Here is a 19,141-nt window from a genome sequence, read left to right on the forward strand (position 1 = left end):
GAGCAACAACCAAGTGCAGCAGTTCTAGCCCACATTGTACACCGTGAAGTGTCACAATCGGTAATTACTGAAATAAAAAGTCAAACAAGAATAAAATCAGACAAATACACCCAAAAGAGAGACTTGAGAAACCATGAATGCTAATGCTGGCAGATAAGCTTCAGCGGCAGTTCCTAAAGCTTCTAGAGTTTCACGTTGTACACCACCAATAGAAGTGCATACATAGCCAATACCAGACCACAGATCCGGCTGTCTGCTCTTCGAGAAAGTAGCGATCGTTTGTTAGATATGGGTGACATCACCAGCGTCTATCAACCAAATACTACGACCTAATTTTTGGTCAAAAATGCAACTAGTGTAGCCAAAGAAGTATTCGGGTCTTGGTTGACCATAGAGAAAGTCTTGCCAGTGAAGCATACCAGATTGAAAGTCATAGCCATTTGCGATCGCCCACACGCGTAAAGTTTAAAATAGCGATCGCATTGCCATAATCTACAGAGGAGAGTTTGTTGCTATTTTGGATGCACATACGGCGACGATAGAAGAAATTGGCTTATTGATGGGTAGGGGACACGCAGAGGATAAAATGCCAAGCCTTTATATCATCGGTGCTGCGAATGGTTCAGGAAAAACTACCGTTTCCATGAGTTTATTGCCGAAATTTTTAGACTGCTTTAAGTATGTGAATGCAGATGCAATCGCTGCTGGTTTATCCCCATTAAATCCAGAGTAGATGGCTATAGAAGCAGGAAGATTAATGCTTACACGCCTGCGGACGTTATCTAACTCTGGTAGTGATTTTGCTTTTGAAACCACATTAGCTTTAAAAGCACAAGGCGCACCTAGTCCTTATTCGCCATTAATTGCTAAAGGAGCACAGTTACCCGTTATTTTACCCCAAAGTTTAGCCCATGCAGGTATAATACTTGCGTTAATGACAGCCGTCCTCTTGTGGGTATTATTAGTGCGATCGCCTCTAGGATACCAAATTGCCGCCGTTGGTTTTAACCCCACAGCAGCCTATTATGCGCGGATTTCGGTCAAAAACACCATCATGTTAGTTATGGGGTTAGCAGGTGGTTTAGCCGGGTTGGCGGGTGCATCTGAGGTGATGGGGTTGAAGTACCGTTTATTTGAACAGGTGTCATCTGGTTATGGGTTTGATGCGATTGCTGCCTTAATTTTTGGTAGGTGGCATCCTTTAAGTAGTACTTTGGCTTGTTTTTTATTTGGTGCTACGGAAGCTTTACAGTTACGAATTCAAGCATTAGGCGTAAATATTCCTTATCAATTTTTAGTCATGTTACCATACGCGATCGCTCTATTTGCATTACTAGGATTAGCTGGTAAATCTATACCGCCGCAGGGGTTGGGTGTCCCTTACTCGCCAGAAAATCAGCAAGAAAATTAGGGGTCTAATTAGGAGTGATATCGTGTCCGGTTAAAGACTTATCATTAAGACTGCAAGGGGACAGTTTTTGCTGGGAGTAGGGAGAGAAAGGGTTTTCAGGTTTTTGCACAGATGCGGAAATTATAACTAATCAGCCGGACATGATATGATTCCCGAAAGTTACGCGGTCAGCCCCAACTCTTGGAGACGCTGTGCTTCGACTCCGCTCAACATAAATTCGCGTTGGGAGAAGTCAAAAGTCAGGCATTCACTCATTCAAAATTTAGAACCCTATAAATAAATTTAGTTGCTCTGCATCCAAATTAGCCGTTGCATAAATGCGGGATGAATTAGCGGCTGAAACTATTAATAATTCGATCAGAATATGGCGAAATCATCCCATCATTCAGCAACGCCCCAAATTATTTTTTGGTCATAATTTACCCAGTAGCTTAAAAGTAAGTCTGCGTGACATCAAACCAATCCCAATTACACATATACCGAATAGTATTGCCTTAGTTGTTGGTTCTGGAACTTTCTGCGGTGTCTGGAAGGAACCACTCAAAAAAGCTTGACCTCTCAAAGGAGCAGTTGGATCTTGATTGAGTGACTCAGTTTCATTAAAGTTAAATATGCCTGTAGCACCGCTAAACTTGCCTGCACCACCAGTGATCGTTATAGTACCAGAACCTACTAATTGGCGGTTGGTAAAGTCAAATGAAGCAGTAGCGCTACTGCTGCCAAATAATTTATCATCGCCACTGCCAAAAAACTCGTCTCTGCCGATTGGTAAGCCTTGCAAACCAAATTTTGCTGGGTCTTGAACGAACACAAGATTTCCAGTATCGGGGTCAACTCGGCTGTAGTTGTCTATGCTTAAAAAGTTAGTCAGACCATAGTCAGCATCAGGATTAAAGCCTGAGACAAACGCTTTTGATACGTCGGTTGATGGGATAGGTGTTAGAGTAACGTTTGTGTCATATACTACGTCGAATGGAAACGTAGTTTGGGCGATCGCTTTTGCCGTACTTGTACCCACGCTCACTAAAGAAAAAACTAGTGGAATAAGACACACCCGACTATATGATTGCAGTGCCATTTAGGAGCCTCCCGGATCAAAAAATATTAACTTTTACAACGAACAGAATCTTTATTTGCGAAAAGCCAGAGAGTAAGTTTTTTGGCGTGTAAACCAAAGAGGTGGAAAATTGAAATTTGATTTTTCAGCAGTTTTTCAAATATCATCTCATGCAATTCCACCGTTAACGCAGATATTTTACCCAGTTATCCATCGTGCTTCATCACTGACCATAAATGCTACCACATCAGCAATTTCTTTCTTATACGTCTTCCAGTTTAAAAAATTGGTGTCTGAAACCCTTGCTCTGCCTAGCTCAAAAAACTCAAAAACTTTATTAGGCGACAAATCTATTGTATTTGCCAACAAGTAAGCATTTTTTGATAGAGTGAAGTTTTGTCGAACGCTCTTCATCTCTATGTCGTCCCAGGTATCGCTCCCCCAATTGCTGCATCCAGACCTACCCTTCACGGCTCTTGCACCCATGCAGGATGTAACAAACCTCTGGTTTATGAAGGTGATTGCCCACTACGGCAGCCCTGACTACTTTTTCACCGAGTATTTCCGGGTGAATGATACCTCACGGCTCAATCGTAGCATTCTGACAGCAATCACCGAAAATGACACGGGTCGCCCTGTTTTTGCTCAAATGATTGGCGAAAGCATTCCAGATTTAGTAAGAACAGCGAAGGAACTCTGCAAGTATAATATTGCTGGAGTTGACTTGAACATGGGCTGTCCAGCACCTAGAATCTATCGTAAAAATGTTGGGGGTGGATTGCTGCTATTACCAGAAAAAGTGGATCGGATTTTGGGAGAACTGCGTTCTGCTGTGAACGATCGACCTTTGACAGTCAAGATGCGCTTAGGCTTTGAAAATACAGATAACTTTTACGAAATTCTAGATATGATCAATCGCCACAGCATTGATTTGCTGAGTTTGCATGGTCGCACTGTGAAAGATATGTACCACGGAGCAGTGAAATATGATTTGATCGCTGAAGCGGTGAAACGGGTTGATTGTCCAGTGCTTGCCAATGGCAATATCTACTCTGCGACAACTGCCCTGAAAGTGCTTTCTCAAACGGGCGCGGCGGGTGTGATGGTGGGACGCTGGGCGATCGGGAATCCTTGGCTTTTTAATCAAATTCGGCAGGCTTTGCGCTTCGAGACGATCACGCCCGTTCCTTTAGTAGAGGTACGCAACTATATTGATCGTTTATGGCAAACCCCTTATTCAGCAACTATGCCAGAGCGATCGCGCCTAGGCTACCTGAAAATGTTCCTCAACTACATTGCCCTAAGTGTTGACACTGAAGGTGATTTCCTGCGGCTGATGCGAAAGACGCAGACCGAGGTAGAAATGTTTAACCTCTGCGATCGTTTTCTCCTTGCTGATTTGACGAAAACTTTAGCCCTAACACCCTTAAAGAGCGTGTAACTGTGGACAACAAATCTGAGTGCGATCGCGTACTATTGAATTACCGATTTTCCCCAACTGGTTGATAATTCTATTTCCAGCAGTTCTGGTCATTAGATTTTAAATATGGGAAAGGGAACAGGGCATCTTGTACTTAGTAATCAAAGGGCATTATGCATTATTCGTATGGATTGATGCACTTGAGATGCTCACAGCCAAAAGCTTGAGTCATCATTGCAGATAGCTCTTGAGAAACTTGACTATCGAGGTTGAATTTGAGCATGATTTGGTCATAGGCTTGTCGTCCCTGCGCTATCAGCTTTGCCATTTGCTCAAACTCTACCCAAGTCAAATCACTCTCAACAAAAGCCTTAGCAAGGGTGATTACCAGTTCCTCATAATCATTGTCTTCCAGTTTTGTCATCATCCGGTGTTCTATGTGAAGCGAATCATCGAAACAGTAATACCAGGATTTCGGTTGCTGGTTAACTACCCTTCGGAAAAAATCCTGTTGTTTGGAGCGGTTAACAGCATGATCTCCTTCACTACATACCATTAAAATAGGAGCAGAAACACAGCCTTCAGCCTTTTCTAAAACCTCCTCTGCCAATTGAAGAAATATCCGTAATGCCTTAAGACAAAAACCCTTATAACCAAAATTACCAGATGCATCTTTGTTGAACCATTCAAAGTAAATTGGCAGAATTTTGATAAGTTGATCTAATAGTGAGTAACGACTAGCTAAATAAGGCGTGAACAATAAAGTGTGGTCAATCTCCTGGGGATGCTCTAAAGCTAACCAAGCAGCTAAAGTTCCACCTGTTGACAATCCACCAATTACAACTTGTTGACCTAGCGTTTTTGCAATCTGCAACCATTTGAGTAGAAATTGTTGATATATCTGAATATCTGTTGGTAGTGGTGGAGGATTTTGACGATTCCAGTTACCTGATCGTCCATGACCAGGTTGTAAAGGAATTAGAACGTTATATCCCTTGTTAAAGAAGGCTTTACCGAGCGGCTCGAACTGGTAAGGGCCTGCTGTAAAACCATGCAAAAACAAAAAAACTTTTGACGTTAAGTAAGGATGAATTAAAAATTTGGAACGACAGGCTTCGTTTTTAAGACCTAGTGTAGACTCTAATTGGTGAACTTGCTCCAGGATTTCTGCTGTATTTTGGATGCCAACTTTCATTTATTACTTATTATCTTTGCATATAATATATATATTTTACTTTATTAATTAAGTAGTTACTTGGGATCTAGCAGAGGATATATTTTTGAGTTAGCCTGTCAAAAGTGAAAAACTTTTTTAAAATTAGATGAGTTATTCAATCCAAACTAATTTTCCACAGCCAGTCTAGCAGATTTGACTGTTGGGATTGACTATCACTCCTGCCGAGCCAATTATTGTCCTACACCAACTCAACACTGAATGCTCCACTTAGAGGATATTGCCCTAGTTTTCCAAAACCTTTAACGAAGAGGCAGAGGGAAATGACCCCTGCCCTCTTCCCCTTGCCTGTTCATTCAAGACCTTTACTCCCAAAGAAATTTGTTGACAAATTTTGACCACTCACTTTTCGGATTGAAACTTTTAGCCGCACTCGGCTGTGGGTTGATTGCTGGAGTCTTCTTCGCTTTTTCGACCTTTGTAATGAACGCTCTTGCGCGAATAGCGCCGACACAGGGCATTGCTGCCATGCAATCTATCAATATCGCGGCGATCAATCCGTTGTTTATGACGGTGCTATTCGGAACGGCTGCGGCTTGCGTTTTTCTATTTATCTTCTCACTGTTAAGGTGGCATCAACCTAGTGCTGTCTACTTGCTCGTCGGCAGCCTGCTTTATCTCGTTGGCACGTTAGGCGTGACTATTGTTTTCAATGTGCCACTCAACGAGGCGCTGGCCAGAGTCGAGCCGGGTAGCCCCATCGAACTCTCTTTATGGTCTAGCTACCTTGCCAACTGGACAATATGGAATCATATTCGGACGGGGACGGCGCTTGCGGCTGCGGCATCATTCACTATCGCGCTCTGCGTAGTAACAAATTAAGTGATTGATATAGAGAGGTAGTTGTTAAATTGAATTTGTCTAATATTATGAATAAACAATGGGCTGTTAAACGACTTACAATCAATTTGACATCAAGTGGAGCAGACAAATTGGAAAAATACTGTTTAATGAATGGCAGACCAGCAACCGATGTGATCCGGGAATTAATTCGCTCTCTGCCAACTGAAAAAACACAAAATGCCGATTAGCAATTCATCAAATACTGAGTGAATTCCTGTTAAATGAAAAAGCTGCGGTTTAATAACCGTAGTTAATTAATTCAAGTATCGAATCGACTGTGAAACTTTGACTGCTTCTTGGGGAGTAATGTTACTGCAATTGGACAATTCTGGTATTACTCCCGTACCAACAAATCTGTAAAAGGGGCAATTTTGCTCCCCCAACCACTGCGATAGCAATGTTGGTTGTTTGGCATTACCGTATAATCCTTGCTCCAAAACGCTTTTTCCAAATATCGGAGAATTTATTGGGTAACTGCGCGACCCAGAAGGCAAGTCGCCAATACCACCAGACGTTGACTCAATCGCAAAGCATTTATCTGCACTTAAATTTTGGTAAACAACTAAATAACGCAAGCTGTCAACATTTTCGCGCCCAGCCGAGACTAATACTGTGTCGGCATTGAAATTTGAGGGTACGTAACTTGGTAATGCTACTTTTAACCCTAGCGAACGCAAAACTTTTAACTGAGTCGGTGTTAATTTTATGACCAAATTGGTTTGTGAAGGTTTGGGTTGAGCAATTACCGCAGCCATAGAAGCGATAATACAGGCAACAACGCAAGAAGAAGCAAGTTTAACTGGGTATTTCAATGTTTTCATAGTTAATAATTATACAAAAATGTTTTAGAAAGTGCGAATTCCTTGATATGTCAATATTGATAAGTAAACCCCATCCAAGTTGAAACCTATAGTTTTGTAAGAAATTGATGTAACCTAATTGAGAGGAAAAATTAGGTGAGTGGAAAGATGTTAAAAGTAGAGTGAATAGTTACAGATTTTAGTGCGAAGCAATGTACCAAACATCAGGTTAATTGCTAGGGCAAAGGAATCGATAAAAAGAAAATTTACAAAGCGACCAATCATTAGTCCCTCTTGAGCTATAGTTTTGCATCATTGTATCAAGTGATATTTGTTCTCTGACTACACATGCCACAATCTCTTTTCCTGAAATGCATGCATACCTTGCGATTTACTCTTCTCATGGCATTTTCAGTTTTATTTGGGAGCAATCCTTTCTACCCTTGGACAGTAGTACTGTCCAAGAGCCACCACCGTTTGTTTGAGAATTTATCAGAAAACAATAGCTCAAAAGTTTATACAGTAATATTTTCAGACTATCTTGCCTAAGAGTGTTAGCCTCGTAAACAAATTATGTTTGATTGTTGAACAAGAGATTCTATTGGCACAATCAGCACGCGCTCGTTGCGCCTTACCGCTTGAGCTTGCATTATGAATGCATCTTGCGGAGTAGGTTTCAAAACACACCTTAGTTAGAGTTTCTGTGCCAGATTGCCGTGATACTATACGGCTTATTCCTGTTGTTGCTTGTAGGAGACAATTATGGAAATCCCAGTGTTGATTACTGCTGAGTCTATCGATTGGAAGATATATTTATCCTCAAAACCCTAATGTTATAGGGAGGTAATAACAGGCTTCAACTAGATGATATCTCTGCATTTAATCGGGAAATGTTGAATCTGTTTGTACAATTCACCCCGACGGCATCTGACTCAGATTAATCAGCTTTGTTTGTAATTTGTGATTTCAACTCGTCATCAGCATTAGCGATCACTACGGTTCTGCATTCTAATATACAGCTTGATCTAAGGAAAAGATTAATTATGTCCAACTTCAAAATACTCTCTACTGGTTTAGTTGCGATCGCTTTATCTTTAGCGACTGGTTGCACACCAACTAATCAACAAAGTCAAAATACATCAGAAGCTCCACCGGCTCAGTCTGTGCAAACGACTGAGAGTCCATCACCAACTACATCATCAACTACATTACCAACTACATCACCAACTGCATCACCAGCTACACCAGGGCAAAATACCCTCAGTTCTTCAGACAGACAGTTCATGACTGAAGCCGCTCAAGGTGGTTTAGCAGAAGTTCAGTTAGGAAAAGTGGCATCACAACGTGGAGCTAGCGATGCAGTAAAACAGTATGGACAGCGTATGGTTCAAGATCATACTCAGGTAAACGATCAACTCAAACAGTTGGCGACTCAAAAAGGTGTGACGCTACCAACTACTCTAGATAGCAAAAATAAGCAAGTCGAGCAACGCTTATCTAAACTTTCTGATACTAAGTTTGATCGCCAATATATAAATCACATGCTTCAAGATCATGAAAAAGATGTTTCCGCATTTCAAACTGAAGCCCAACAGGGACAAGATCCAGACGTGAAAGCATTTGCGGCTCAAGTGCTACCAACCCTCCAAGAACACTTAAAACAGGTTCGCTCCCTTGCCAATCCTGGAAGTTCAACTAGCACGCCAACTCCAACTAGTACCCCGTAATAAGTAATCTGGCAAAATTATTTACACAAGGGCAATAGGCAATAGCTGTTGACTATTGGCTCCTTGCTTATTGCCTAACATGATGTGTAATCAATTTTGCTTAACTACCAGGACTTACGCAAACAATAGCCAAAACCCTTATTTATTTTAACGTGGATGCAAAGCGGCTTAAGGCAGGGTATTGCCTCAGAGCGCGTGTAATTAATTTTGCATAAATCCTAACTACCATTTCAGTGGAGGCAGAGAGAGTAATTTATATCATTAATTTTGTGAAATGCTATAAGTCCAAAATTTTATCATTAAGGAACCACGATGCCTGATTTGTCTAAAGGAGAATTTTCTCGTCGTCAAATTCTGACTACAGCTGGATTAGGAGCCATTTCAGCCGCCGCACTTGGTAGTATGGGTGAACAAGTTGCTGCCCAGCAACCGACTGAGCAAGCCACCCCACGCGGAGGCTCTCTGCCACCTCAGATTCAGTTTCCGCCCATCTCGGAAAAGACTGAGGTCGATACGGGTGGGCCTCCGACTGCACTGCCTCCAGAGCGACGCTTGGGATTTGCGATCGTTGGACTGGGCAGACTGGCATTGGAAGAAATCATGCCTGCGTTTGCAGAATGTAAACTAGCAAAGCCAACTGCATTAGTTAGTAGTGATGCTACCAAAGCCAATCAAGTTGCACAGCAGTATGGCATCAAACCACAAAATGTTTACAACTATCAGAATTATGACAATCTCCGCAACAATCCCGACGTTGATGTGATTTATATTGTACTGCCCAACAGTATGCACCGGGAATATACGGTACGTGGTGCTAAAGCAGGAAAGCACATTCTATGTGAGAAGCCGATGGCAACCACAGTAGAAGATTGTCAGCAGATGATTGATGCGTGCAAACAAGCGAATCGCAAGCTGATGATTGCTTATCGCTGCCAATATGAGCCGCACCATCGCGCCATGATTCAGATGATTCGCAGCAAAGAATTAGGAACTGTGAAGGTGATTCAGGCAGATAACGGACAAAACCAGGGAGGTGACTTAAACCAGTGGCGATTGAAACGCGCCTTAGCTGGAGGTGGATCTTTACCAGATGTCGGAATTTATTGCTTGAATGCAACTCGCTATTTGACGGGAGAGGAACCGATCGCAATTAGCGCCCAAATCTTCAGCACTCCTGGCGATCCGCGCTTCAAAGAAGTAGAAGAAAGTGTCACCTTCCAGCTGCGGTTTCCCAGTGGGATACTAGGGATTTGCTCCACTAGCTACGGTTTTCACGAAGGGCGTCGGTTTCGCGTCTTCGGCTCTGATGCTTGGGGACAACTCGATCCGGCGTTCTCCTACAACGGTTTGCGGATGATGGTTTCACGCAAATCACCAACAAACAGCATGGCAGAAAACATTAGCGAAGTCCGGATAGGTGAGAAGAACCAGTTCGCTTTAGAAATTGATCACATGGCAGATTGTGTGATTCAGAATAAACAACCCCATACGCCTGGTGAAGAAGGTTTGCAAGACCAAAAACTGATCGCGTTGATTTACGAAGCTGCACAAACAGGCAAAACGATCGCTCTACCTCGTGTGTCGGGATTGGATACGACTCGTGGCCCTGTTCCTCGAATACTGAAGTAAAATACGTGCATACCGCAGCTATGACAACCTCTGCTTGGAGTCCGCTTTGTAAATCTTTGTTGTGCGATCGCTCGATTGTCTCATTTGTCTCCAACATTGGCGGTTGGATAGAGGACACGGCGGGAGCTTGGCTAATTTCCAGTCAGCTAAAAGTTGATCAATTTTGGTCGTCATAACGATCGCTGCTGTATAATATCATGTCCGGTCAAAGACTTATCATTTAGACCTGGGGCATAGGCATCTATCATGAATTTGATTTACTTTCTTTTGCGTTCTTCATGGGGAATGGTAGCGATCGCGATCGCTACTGGATTTTTGAGTGGCGGTAGTAGTGCTGGCTTGATTGCCTTAATTAGCCATGCTGCAAGTAGCAGTGGTGCTTCTCGTCTCACATCTATAATTTGGGGTTTTGCGGGACTGGCGATAGTTGTATTAATTACCAGTATCATTTCTCAAGTGATGCTGATTCACCTTTCCCAAAATGCAGTTTTGCAATTACGGATGCGTTTGAGTCGGCAAATTCTCACTTCTGAGTTGACTCATCTAGAACGGTTAGGGAATCCTCGATTATTGGCAACTCTCACAGAAGATATTCAGGCGGTTGCTAATGCTGTTTATCAGATGCCTTTCATCTTTATTAATTTAGCCATCGTCCTGGGGTGCATAGCATATATAACCTGGCTTTCTTGGTTAGTACTGGTGCTAGTTTGTGGTATTTCAATAGTAGCGATCGCTAGTTGTCAATGGCTACTCAACAGAGGAGGAAAATTGCTGGCTCTAGCTCGTGAAGATGAAGATCAACTGTTTAAACATTTTCGCACTATTACTGAAGGAGTTAAGGAACTCAAACTAAACTATAGGCGGCGTGAAGACTTTTTAGAAGAAAAACTGCAATCAACTGCTAACAACTTTCGTCATCACAATGTTAAAGGTTTAACCCTTTTTGCCACAACTTCTAGTTGGGGGCAACTCGTATTCTTTTTTGCCCTCGGTTTTGTAATGTTCGTGCTGCCTAATCTGCTCACTATCAATGCCGAAACTCTCTCTGGCTACATTTTGACCTTTACTTACTTGGTGTTACCAATGGATAACATCATCAGCAAACTTCCCCTATTAAGTCAAGCCAGTATTGCCTTACAAAAAATCGAGTCATTGGGCTTATCTCTAGCTAGTCGAACTGAAATATCCACTGTTCCACTTGCACTTAAATCTGATTGGGACAGCTTAAATTTTAAACATGTTACCCACACTTACGGTACAGTTAAAGAAGATAATAGCTTTATTTTTGGCCCCATCAACTTGACACTATATCCTCAAGAATTAGTTTTCATTGTCGGCGGTAATGGTAGCGGTAAATCTACATTAGCAAAACTAATTACTGGACTTTACATCCCTGAAAGTGGCGAAATTTGGTTTGCTGATAACCTAATTAGCGAAACAAATCGAGAATGGTATCGTCAGCATTTTTCTGTTGTATTTTCCGACTTTTATTTATTTGAAGAACTTCTCGGATTACAAAATTCTTATTTGGATGCTCAAGCTACAAAATATTTACAACAATTGCAACTAGACCATAAGGTAAAAGTTGAAAATGGTCAACTTTCTACCACTGCTCTTTCTCAAGGACAACGTAAACGACTAGCTTTACTCACAGCATACTTGGAAGATCGACCAATTTATCTATTTGATGAGTGGGCAGCCGATCAAGATCCAGTATTCAAGGAAATATTTTATACTCAACTTCTCCCAGAACTGCGATCGCGGGGTAAAACAGTGCTGGTGATTAGCCACGACGATCGCTATTTTCATTTAGCAGATCGAATTATCAAACTTGACTATGGAAAAATAGAATACGACAAAACTTAATGTACTAGCAAAGACACACTCCCTTATTCGATGTAATTTCTGCTTTAGGTTTTTCTCCAGAAGCAATTAAACAAACTTTGATTTTTTCAATTTATGCTGTTTTTCTAAATGCACTTATTCTACTAATACGATAAAATCCTCATATTTAATTTCAATTAATTGCTTTAATTCATGCAAGTATGATTCGTATTTTATAAAATATTGATAGCGATTGATACACGAAAAATTCACTGAACTGAATTTATTTATATTCACACATTTATTTAAAATATAGGTCTAATAGCCATGTTTGTATCTAACTTCTTAAGAAGTTTTCATTTGATTATCATTGATTATCTTGTAATTTTATGCATATTTTCTGTCTGCTTTTATCACTATGCAATTTATGCAGCAATAACCTTTTTTGGTCATCCCCAGCCAACGGATCTAGAGTTTCATCCACCTGTTGTTATACCCAAAAAGAGTTTCACTGCTTGCTTAATGATGAAAATTTTGTGGTTTGTCGTGCGACTAAAATTCGCTTTGGTCTTGTGTGGGGATTGATGGTAGCTACAGCCAAACTCAAAACTTAAACCAATTTTCTATGACAATATAGGACTAATAATTGATTTCTGAAAAAGCCCGGTACAGATCGAAAAGCCTAATTCCTTATTTCCTACTCCCTACTCCCCGCCCACGTAGATAATTTCAAAAATCAAATACGATTCCTATATGGTAATTCTGGTTGATGGTTTTAGTAGTTATCTTAGGAAACGTTTAGTCTAGGAGGTTGCTGATGAAACCCAAAGTTGTAATTACCCACTGGGTTCACCCGGAAATTATTACAAACTTAAGTCAATATTGTGAGGTAGTTGCAAATCCCACTAGAGAGACTTTACCGCGTGAAGAAATTCTCAAGTTGGCACAGGATGCTGAAGCTTTGATGGTTTTTATGCCAGATCGAATTGATGAGGCGTTTCTGAAAGCTTGTCCAAAATTAAAGATTATTGCCGGAGCATTGAAAGGTTACGATAATTTTGATGTTGATGCCTGTACCCGTCAAGGTGTTTGGTTCACTATCGTGCCTAGCTTATTGGCTGTGCCAACAGCTGAGTTGACCATTGGACTGATCATCGGGTTAGCCCGCCAGATGTTGCCAGGCGATCGCTTGATTCGTCAAGGCACGTTTGCAGGTTGGCGACCCCATCTATACGGTATGGGATTAGCAAACCGAACACTGGGGATTGTTGGTATGGGGAGTCTGGGACAAGCTCTGGCTCAAAGGCTTTCCAGTTTTGAAATGAACTTGATTTACACCGATGCGATGCCTTTACCCAAGGAAAAAGCAGCAGCTTGGTGCTTGTCACAGGTTTCTCTAGATACGCTATTGGCAACGAGTGATTTTATTGTACTAATGGTTCCTCTGCAACCAGAAACGTTTCATTTGATAAATGAGACATCTTTAGCACGGATGAAACCAGGGAGTTTCTTAATCAATCCGTGTCGCGGCTCAGTAGTTGATGAACAAGCGGTGAGTGATGCTTTAGCCTCTGGACATTTAGCAGGTTATGCAGCTGATGTCTTTGAACTAGAAGATTGGGCCCGTGGCGATCGCCCGTCGAAAATTCCTCCATCTCTGTTAGAGAAACAAGACCAAACGTTTTTTACTCCCCATTTAGGATCTGCGGTGGATGATTTACGATATGACATTGCTATAGAAGCATCTCAAAATATTTTACAAGCGTTACAAGGTCATTCTCCTCAAGGAGCAATCAATTGTCCAAGTTCAAATTAGTAAATTGGAGAATCATTAAGCAAAAAAACTACTAATGCTTTTTCTAGATAAACCAAATCCAAAAGATTCACCGCAAGTATCCTCCCAAACATATCACCAAACCATTCTACCTACAGCCCCACTACCAGAATCTATATTGTAGACTGCGTTTGACAGTGTAAATTAGACTAATAGGGACATCAAAACTCTGCTCAATTTTTTTAGCGTCAGCGTAGCCCACGGTAAGCATCGCTTTCTGTTTGGCTGCCTTGATACCCTAGTCGTAACGTACCAAAAGCTTTGGAGAAAGTGCCGTACTTTCTGCGCTTTCACACCCTATGTATATTTCAAAAATCAAATAGGAGTCCTATATATGGATCAGGATTTTCGCGAACTGGTATTAGTTAATCGCTGCTTAATTGATTCAGATAATCGTTCTGGATGCTTAGAAAAATAAAATATTTTTAATAAAATAAAATTCAGGTTCCGAGCTAACAAAATTTTCCATTGCTCTATCAAAGATAGTGTTTTAATATAATCATTAAATAATTGTTTAATTCGCATCAAACTGGTTCCTCTAGCAGAATCATTAAATGTTTTGGTTCCTGGATAATATCTATAGTTACCCCAAGTTTCATTGAAATATTTAACATGAGATGAGCTAAACGCTTTTAAGAGAAAATCTAGATCCATTACATAATGATCTTCTACTTTATAGAGTCCGATTTGCTGATGCAATGATTTGTGATAGAAGTAAGCAGATGGATTTACTGGAAAAGAAGCATCGATAATTCTATCTTCATTAACTCGCCTTTCTAACAGGAAATCAATCGTCCGTAATTTGCTAGGTTTATTAATATAAATTAGTTTATCTTGTTGATTACAAACATTACAGTTCCCAACAATCAAGCTAGGCTCTGGTAAAGTTTGGAAAATTTCAAAAATGCGCCTAAGAACGTTTTTTTCATAAAAATCATCAACATTTAAAACACCAATAATTTCTCCTTGTGCTATAGCAATTCCTTTATTGAGAGCATCAGATTGTCCTCGATCCTTTTCGCTAATCCATCGGATGTGGGGATATTGATTGGCTTTATCCTTAATAATGTCTATTGTCTTGTCGCTTGAACCTCCATCGACGATGATGTGCTCCACTTCTAAACAGTTTTGGTCAATTACAACTTGAATGCAAGATTCTATGAATTTCTCACCGTTATAAACTGGTGTAATTATACTAATCATTAACAAGCGCCTTTTGTGGGTATTCTAAACAAAAAATAATTTAAACGATTGATCTCTAAGTAAGTCGGCACAATAAAAGCAAACAGTGTGAAGAAAAGTAAACAAGGTTAAAACCCTCTTTCCCCTGCTCCCAGCAAGAACTGCCTTATCCCAACGATAATTATTTACACCGACCTAACTTAATCATAGAGTTCTCCATTTGCACAAGTTTATAATGCAACTGTCTTTCTACATAAGCCCTATATAATTTATACAATAGCTCTGTATGCGACAAGAACACGGCTCCGAAGAAGTCTGTTTGAAACTATACATACTTATCCACGGTTTGGCATTCACTGCTCATGAATGGAGAATTCGCTGTTCGTTGTTGTGCATAAGTCAATTGCTACCTTAAGAAGATACTTTGACATCAACTATTCTCAAGCTTTCCATCCTTTTTTTGTTTGATACGGTAAATCCAACTTATGTATGTACGGTTTACCCAACTTTTTTTATATTTTCCTTTTATTAAATTAGTTTCTAGAGAGAAGAAACAAAACAAACAAAGCTTCTCTCTCAAAACGTAGAGGTTCGATAATTGATTAAATATCTGAAACCTCTACATTCCCCTAAAACTTAGTTTAATTACTCAAAAGTCAATTAGAAAGTTAAGGAGAGATTGAGATATGGCACTCATTCGTTGGGAACCATTCCGTGAAATGGAGATTTTACGTCGTCAAATGGATCAACTCTTCTCTGAGCTTACAGCAGCCGAGCGCGGCAACTCTGAAATTTCTGCATCACCGAGAACAGCCTGGGTTCCTGCTGTTGAATTATCTGACAATGGTTCAGAGTTCGTATTAAGAGTTGAGATTCCAGGCGTGGAAGCTAAAAACCTCGATGTTCTTCATAGGTAATCCCAATGCTGCGGGCAATTTGATAGTAGGGCAGACGCGATCGCAATAATACTCCTTGTTCGGTCACGTCTGTTCCTTCAGCGATCGCAGCCTGCTGAATGTATTGCGCTAACCGCACGAGTGCCCGTTCTGAAACTAATCCATGCACCGCTTGATGGAGAAGCTGAAGGCGCTCCGTGAGGACTGCAATAATCTGCAAGGCAACTTCTGGAGTGTTTTGAATCAGTGTTAGTAAAGCAGTGCGTTCAATCGTGAGAATCTGACAATCTTGCTGTGCTACTACGGTTGCGGGGGATGAGCCATTGCCCAGTAATGTAGGCGCAGCAAATAGTTCTCGGCAGGTAACGTTCGCGAAATCGTTTCTTTGCCTGTAGAAGCGGTTTTCTTAACTTCAATTCTCCTACTGACAACAGCAAACAGTTTAGCAGGCAAGCGATCGCCCTCATGGAGAATAATTTCTCCACGCAAGTATTGCTTAACCACAGCATAAGTTTGCAACTGTGCAAGCTGGTCTAGAGCGAGTCTAAAAAAGAATGGAATTTGCTGAAGTTGTTCAACCGTGACTTGCATCTTTGAACCGCCCTAATTAAGCAGGATTGACTTTTCTTCTCCAATTTAACTTTTTGAGGTTGCAAATATGAGCTAGCTCATAGATGGATTTACAAGGATTTGGCAAACTACAAATAGTGAACAAGAGGAACTGCTCTATGTCTTTGAATATTGAATTGTTGAAATCGAGTTTTTCACAGATTAAAGAACAGGAAAGTGAGTTGTAAACTCACTTCTATAGGAATTTGTTTGCAGACTATCCAGAGGTCAAGCCACTGTTTGCCAACACCCATATGGGGGTAGATATAGCGTAGCTGACACCAGGGATAAACTAAACAGTTTAGTTTAAAGACTGACTAACATTGGAACGGGGTAAACTCACTTAAATGCTTGAAAATAGAGGACTTTACGCAGCCACAGTTTCAATCGATAACCGCTCAGTCATATCCACTTGAACGTACCATAGGGGTTAACATGACCCCATGCCATTTTTATATTCAGTTGGTTACTTTCGAGTATCATCTACAAAGTCAATAAGTATGATGATTTGGAAGGTACTAGTGCTACAACTGCTAAAACAGGAGGAATAGGCATTGAGCTTATATGTAGGACAACGCTTTTATAAATAATTTAAAAATTTAATCAGTTCGTACAATGAATGATAAATATATACAGTCTGGCTGTTTGTGATTTTCCATAAAACTTGTTTGGATTGTGTTATCACTTCTACTGCTAAGCCATTTTTATTTTGATTAACTTGGAAGCCTGCACGTTTGAAAGCACGAATAGTCCATGTTATGGCAATTCCCTCACCTATCACATTAATTTCTCCTTTATAAGGTAAGTGGAGATGAAATTCTCCAGAAGCAACATCGAACTCTACACCTTCACTTTCAAAAGTATCAGCAAAAGCACCACTCAACACTAAATCTTCTGGTGCGCCAACGTGTAAAATACCATTAGTTGTTAATAGCCAAACTTTATCCGCCAGACGCAAAGCTAAATCTAAATCGTGGGTGGAAAAGAGAATTGCCTGATTGGTTTCTCGCGCTAACTGACGCAACAATTGCATAATTTCTACCCGTCGCGGTAAATCGAGAAATGCTGTTGGTTCATCAAGTAACATCACAATAGGCGACTGAGCCAAAGCACGCGCAATCATAATTTTTTGGCGTTCACCATCGCTTAATTCACTAACTTGGCGTGGTGCTAAGTGTACTGCGCCTACAGATTTTATCGCCCAATGTACTATTGCTTCATCTTCAGGTGTCAAATTTCCCCACCAGTCAGTGTAAGGATGTCGCCCCAACGTCACCAAGGTGTAGGCTGATAGCATTCCTACATCAACTTTCTCGGTAAGTACCAAACTTAGACGTTTGGCTAATTCTTGCGGTGCTAAGTTATAGACATTATCTCCCAAAAGTCGCACTTCACCTGCAATTGGGGGTTGCATTCCAGCAAGTGAGCGCAGTAATGTAGATTTACCTGCACCATTAGGGCCGAGTAAACAAACCAGTTCCCCTGCTTGCAAAGATACAGAAATATCCGATGCAACACACCGCACATTTTTTCGGGATGTTTTATAGCCGATACTCAAACTATGAGTTGTTAAAATTGCATCATTCATGACGGAAAAGATTTTTGGGAATTACGCCGCAGAATTACCCAAGTCACAACAGGAGTTCCAATTAGAGCAGTGACAGCATTTAAAGGCAAAACCATCTGACTTACCCAAAGTTGGGAAAATAAATCTGCAAACAATGCTAGGATTGCACCCATGATTGTTACACTAGGGATTAATATCCGATGGTCGGAAGTATTGAACAGACTACGACACAGATGGGGAATTGCTACACCTAAAAATGCGATGGGGCCGCAAAAAGCAGTAATTGCTCCAGCTAATATAGATGCACTAGTAATAATAGAAAATCTGGTTTTTTGTACTGTTAAACCTAAACTACGTGCATAAGATTCACCAAGTAAAAGTGCATTTAGAGATTTTGATTGCAATATTGCTCCTAATAAACTCAAAACTATCACAGGAATTAAAACAACTAACTGTCTCCAAGTCACCCCAGCAAAACTACCAAAAGTCCACATAATATAACTTTGAATGCGTTCTTTTGAGCTAAACTGCAACAAAATACTTACTATTGCACTAGTAGCATAACCAAACAATAAACCTAAAATTAATAGTGTCATCGTATCTTGCACTCGGTGAGACACAAATAACATCATCCCTAACACTGATGCTGCGCCTAGACTTGCAGCTATAACTAAACCAAAATCACTAATGATTCCCAAATCTGCTAATAATGTTGGTGTCGTAGCACTTGCTGTCAGCACAACTAACGCTACACCTAAACTTGCACCAGAACTAATACCCAATACAAAAGGTCCCGCTAAGGGATTTTTAAATAGGGTTTGCATTTGCAAGCCACTTACACCTAAAGCTGCACCCGCTAAAGTTGCAGTTAAAGCTTTAGGTAGGCGGAATTTGAGAATAATATGAGTCCACGTTACTTTCTCTGGTTCTTGTCTGAGCAAAATTTTAACTACTTCATTAAGAGGAATATCAACTGAACCTAAAGCCAAGTCTAATAAAAAAGCCAAGATTAAACTTATAAGTATAATTAAAAAAATAATGGTTTTGAAAACCGGACTTTTTTGGGTTAGTAAGGGAGTTTTAAGTTTATATTTTTTGCTTAACATTA

The 19,141-nt window shown here is 40.6% G+C and carries 19 protein-coding genes and 2 pseudogenes; 11 read left to right on the plus strand and 10 right to left on the minus strand.

Going from position 1 to position 19,141, the window contains the following annotated elements; translation table 11 throughout:
• Window positions 1–96: 96 nt before the first annotated feature.
• A pseudogene (locus tag ACFE90_RS06185) lies at window positions 97–456 on the minus strand (DUF1702 family protein).
• 61 nt (window positions 457–517) lie between these two features.
• Here ACFE90_RS06185 and ACFE90_RS06190 point away from each other — a divergent pair.
• Both ACFE90_RS06190 and ACFE90_RS06195 read left to right on the plus strand, forming a co-directional pair.
• Window positions 518–733 (plus strand): hypothetical protein, encoded by a 216-nt coding sequence (locus tag ACFE90_RS06190; RefSeq protein WP_375498717.1) that lies wholly within the window; start codon window positions 518–520, stop codon window positions 731–733.
• Window positions 734–823: 90 nt separating this feature from the next.
• A pseudogene (locus ACFE90_RS06195) lies at window positions 824–1,411 on the plus strand (ABC transporter permease); the annotation flags it as partial.
• 412 nt (window positions 1,412–1,823) lie between these two features.
• On the opposite strand, the gene ACFE90_RS06200 reads toward ACFE90_RS06195, so the two are convergent.
• Both ACFE90_RS06200 and ACFE90_RS06205 read right to left on the minus strand, forming a co-directional pair.
• Window positions 1,824–2,489 (minus strand): hypothetical protein, encoded by a 666-nt coding sequence (locus ACFE90_RS06200; RefSeq protein WP_375498719.1) that lies wholly within the window; start codon window positions 2,487–2,489, stop codon window positions 1,824–1,826.
• 177 nt (window positions 2,490–2,666) lie between these two features.
• A complete protein-coding gene (locus tag ACFE90_RS06205; protein ID WP_375498721.1) occupies window positions 2,667–2,882 on the minus strand; it encodes a hypothetical protein in 216 nt (71 codons plus the stop codon).
• A 4-nt stretch (window positions 2,883–2,886) separates the two neighbouring features.
• On the opposite strand from ACFE90_RS06205, the gene ACFE90_RS06210 reads away from it, so the two are divergent.
• Entirely contained in the window at window positions 2,887–3,909 is a 1,023-nt protein-coding gene (locus ACFE90_RS06210; protein ID WP_375498723.1) for a tRNA-dihydrouridine synthase family protein, read from the plus strand.
• Between the two features lie 157 nt (window positions 3,910–4,066).
• On the opposite strand, the gene ACFE90_RS06215 is transcribed toward ACFE90_RS06210, so the two are convergent.
• Window positions 4,067–5,083, minus strand: a complete 1,017-nt coding sequence (locus ACFE90_RS06215; protein ID WP_375498725.1) for an alpha/beta hydrolase — start codon at window positions 5,081–5,083, stop codon at window positions 4,067–4,069.
• Window positions 5,084–5,446: 363 nt separating this feature from the next.
• Here ACFE90_RS06215 and ACFE90_RS06220 point away from each other — a divergent pair, with 363 nt between their 5' ends.
• Both ACFE90_RS06220 and ACFE90_RS06225 read left to right on the plus strand, forming a co-directional pair.
• Window positions 5,447–5,944, plus strand: coding sequence for a DUF1772 domain-containing protein (locus tag ACFE90_RS06220; protein WP_375498727.1), 498 nt, complete (start codon window positions 5,447–5,449; stop codon window positions 5,942–5,944).
• Between the two features lie 47 nt (window positions 5,945–5,991).
• Window positions 5,992–6,153 carry a CopG family transcriptional regulator gene (locus ACFE90_RS06225; RefSeq protein ID WP_375498729.1) on the plus strand — a complete coding sequence of 54 codons (162 nt, stop codon included), beginning with the start codon at window positions 5,992–5,994 and terminating at the stop codon, window positions 6,151–6,153.
• A 66-nt stretch (window positions 6,154–6,219) separates the two neighbouring features.
• On the opposite strand, the gene ACFE90_RS06230 is transcribed toward ACFE90_RS06225, so the two are convergent.
• A complete protein-coding gene (locus tag ACFE90_RS06230) occupies window positions 6,220–6,786 on the minus strand; it encodes a hypothetical protein (RefSeq protein WP_375498731.1) in 567 nt (188 codons plus the stop codon).
• A 1,022-nt stretch (window positions 6,787–7,808) separates the two neighbouring features.
• On the opposite strand from ACFE90_RS06230, the gene ACFE90_RS06235 reads away from it, so the two are divergent.
• The 5 genes from ACFE90_RS06235 to ACFE90_RS06255 all read left to right on the plus strand — a co-directional run bounded on the left by ACFE90_RS06235 (window position 7,809) and on the right by ACFE90_RS06255 (window position 13,761).
• A complete protein-coding gene (locus tag ACFE90_RS06235) occupies window positions 7,809–8,492 on the plus strand; it encodes a DUF4142 domain-containing protein (protein WP_375498733.1) in 684 nt (227 codons plus the stop codon).
• A 312-nt stretch (window positions 8,493–8,804) separates the two neighbouring features.
• Entirely contained in the window at window positions 8,805–10,121 is a 1,317-nt protein-coding gene (locus tag ACFE90_RS06240) for a Gfo/Idh/MocA family protein (protein WP_375498735.1), read from the plus strand.
• A 5-nt stretch (window positions 10,122–10,126) separates the two neighbouring features.
• The gene (locus ACFE90_RS06245) at window positions 10,127–10,297 is read left to right on the plus strand and encodes a hypothetical protein (RefSeq protein WP_375498737.1); all 171 of its coding nucleotides are present in this window, start codon (window positions 10,127–10,129) and stop codon (window positions 10,295–10,297) included.
• 70 nt (window positions 10,298–10,367) lie between these two features.
• Window positions 10,368–11,987, plus strand: a complete 1,620-nt coding sequence (locus tag ACFE90_RS06250; RefSeq protein ID WP_375498739.1) for a cyclic peptide export ABC transporter — start codon at window positions 10,368–10,370, stop codon at window positions 11,985–11,987.
• Window positions 11,988–12,762: 775 nt separating this feature from the next.
• Entirely contained in the window at window positions 12,763–13,761 is a 999-nt protein-coding gene (locus tag ACFE90_RS06255) for a phosphonate dehydrogenase (RefSeq protein WP_375498741.1), read from the plus strand.
• Window positions 13,762–14,118: 357 nt separating this feature from the next.
• Here ACFE90_RS06255 and ACFE90_RS06260 read toward each other — a convergent pair whose 3' ends face one another.
• On the minus strand, window positions 14,119–14,982 hold the full coding sequence (locus tag ACFE90_RS06260) for a glycosyltransferase family 2 protein (RefSeq protein WP_375498743.1): 864 nt from the start codon (window positions 14,980–14,982) through the stop codon (window positions 14,119–14,121).
• 665 nt (window positions 14,983–15,647) lie between these two features.
• Here ACFE90_RS06260 and ACFE90_RS06265 point away from each other — a divergent pair.
• A complete protein-coding gene (locus tag ACFE90_RS06265; protein WP_375498745.1) occupies window positions 15,648–15,878 on the plus strand; it encodes a hypothetical protein in 231 nt (76 codons plus the stop codon).
• On the opposite strand, the gene ACFE90_RS06270 is transcribed toward ACFE90_RS06265, so the two are convergent.
• From ACFE90_RS06270 to ACFE90_RS06285, 4 genes are all read right to left on the minus strand, one after another.
• On the minus strand, window positions 15,850–16,188 hold the full coding sequence (locus ACFE90_RS06270) for a Crp/Fnr family transcriptional regulator (protein ID WP_375498775.1): 339 nt from the start codon (window positions 16,186–16,188) through the stop codon (window positions 15,850–15,852). The genes ACFE90_RS06265 and ACFE90_RS06270 overlap by 29 nt on opposite strands.
• Window positions 16,158–16,448, minus strand: a complete 291-nt coding sequence (locus ACFE90_RS06275; protein ID WP_375498747.1) for a hypothetical protein — start codon at window positions 16,446–16,448, stop codon at window positions 16,158–16,160. The genes ACFE90_RS06270 and ACFE90_RS06275 overlap by 31 nt, the downstream gene beginning before the upstream one ends.
• Window positions 16,449–17,046: 598 nt before the next feature.
• Window positions 17,047–18,054, minus strand: a complete 1,008-nt coding sequence (locus ACFE90_RS06280) for an ABC transporter ATP-binding protein (RefSeq protein ID WP_375498749.1) — start codon at window positions 18,052–18,054, stop codon at window positions 17,047–17,049.
• On the minus strand, window positions 18,051–19,139 hold the full coding sequence (locus tag ACFE90_RS06285) for an iron chelate uptake ABC transporter family permease subunit (RefSeq protein ID WP_375498751.1): 1,089 nt from the start codon (window positions 19,137–19,139) through the stop codon (window positions 18,051–18,053). Before ACFE90_RS06285 ends, ACFE90_RS06280 begins: the two co-directional genes overlap by 4 nt.
• Between the last annotated feature and the right edge of the window lie 2 nt (window positions 19,140–19,141).

It is taken from the genome of uncultured Nostoc sp. (genome assembly GCF_964245445.1).
Classification (GTDB): Bacteria; Cyanobacteriota; Cyanobacteriia; order Cyanobacteriales; family Nostocaceae; genus Nostoc.

Coding starts and splice junctions, on each gene's coding strand:
- ACFE90_RS06200 (WP_375498719.1), bottom strand. CDS start 2,489: ATGGCACTGCAATCATATAGTCGGGTGTGTCTTATTCCACTAGTTTTT.
- ACFE90_RS06250 (WP_375498739.1), top strand. CDS start 10,368: ATGAATTTGATTTACTTTCTTTTGCGTTCTTCATGGGGAATGGTAGCG.
- ACFE90_RS06225 (WP_375498729.1), top strand. CDS start 5,992: ATGAATAAACAATGGGCTGTTAAACGACTTACAATCAATTTGACATCA.
- ACFE90_RS06260 (WP_375498743.1), bottom strand. CDS start 14,982: ATGATTAGTATAATTACACCAGTTTATAACGGTGAGAAATTCATAGAA.
- ACFE90_RS06215 (WP_375498725.1), bottom strand. CDS start 5,083: ATGAAAGTTGGCATCCAAAATACAGCAGAAATCCTGGAGCAAGTTCAC.
- ACFE90_RS06205 (WP_375498721.1), bottom strand. CDS start 2,882: ATGAAGAGCGTTCGACAAAACTTCACTCTATCAAAAAATGCTTACTTG.
- ACFE90_RS06240 (WP_375498735.1), top strand. CDS start 8,805: ATGCCTGATTTGTCTAAAGGAGAATTTTCTCGTCGTCAAATTCTGACT.
- ACFE90_RS06230 (WP_375498731.1), bottom strand. CDS start 6,786: ATGAAAACATTGAAATACCCAGTTAAACTTGCTTCTTCTTGCGTTGTT.
- ACFE90_RS06280 (WP_375498749.1), bottom strand. CDS start 18,054: ATGAATGATGCAATTTTAACAACTCATAGTTTGAGTATCGGCTATAAA.
- ACFE90_RS06235 (WP_375498733.1), top strand. CDS start 7,809: ATGTCCAACTTCAAAATACTCTCTACTGGTTTAGTTGCGATCGCTTTA.
- ACFE90_RS06285 (WP_375498751.1), bottom strand. CDS start 19,139: ATGTTAAGCAAAAAATATAAACTTAAAACTCCCTTACTAACCCAAAAA.
- ACFE90_RS06265 (WP_375498745.1), top strand. CDS start 15,648: ATGGCACTCATTCGTTGGGAACCATTCCGTGAAATGGAGATTTTACGT.
- ACFE90_RS06210 (WP_375498723.1), top strand. CDS start 2,887: ATGTCGTCCCAGGTATCGCTCCCCCAATTGCTGCATCCAGACCTACCC.
- ACFE90_RS06275 (WP_375498747.1), bottom strand. CDS start 16,448: ATGCAAGTCACGGTTGAACAACTTCAGCAAATTCCATTCTTTTTTAGA.
- ACFE90_RS06255 (WP_375498741.1), top strand. CDS start 12,763: ATGAAACCCAAAGTTGTAATTACCCACTGGGTTCACCCGGAAATTATT.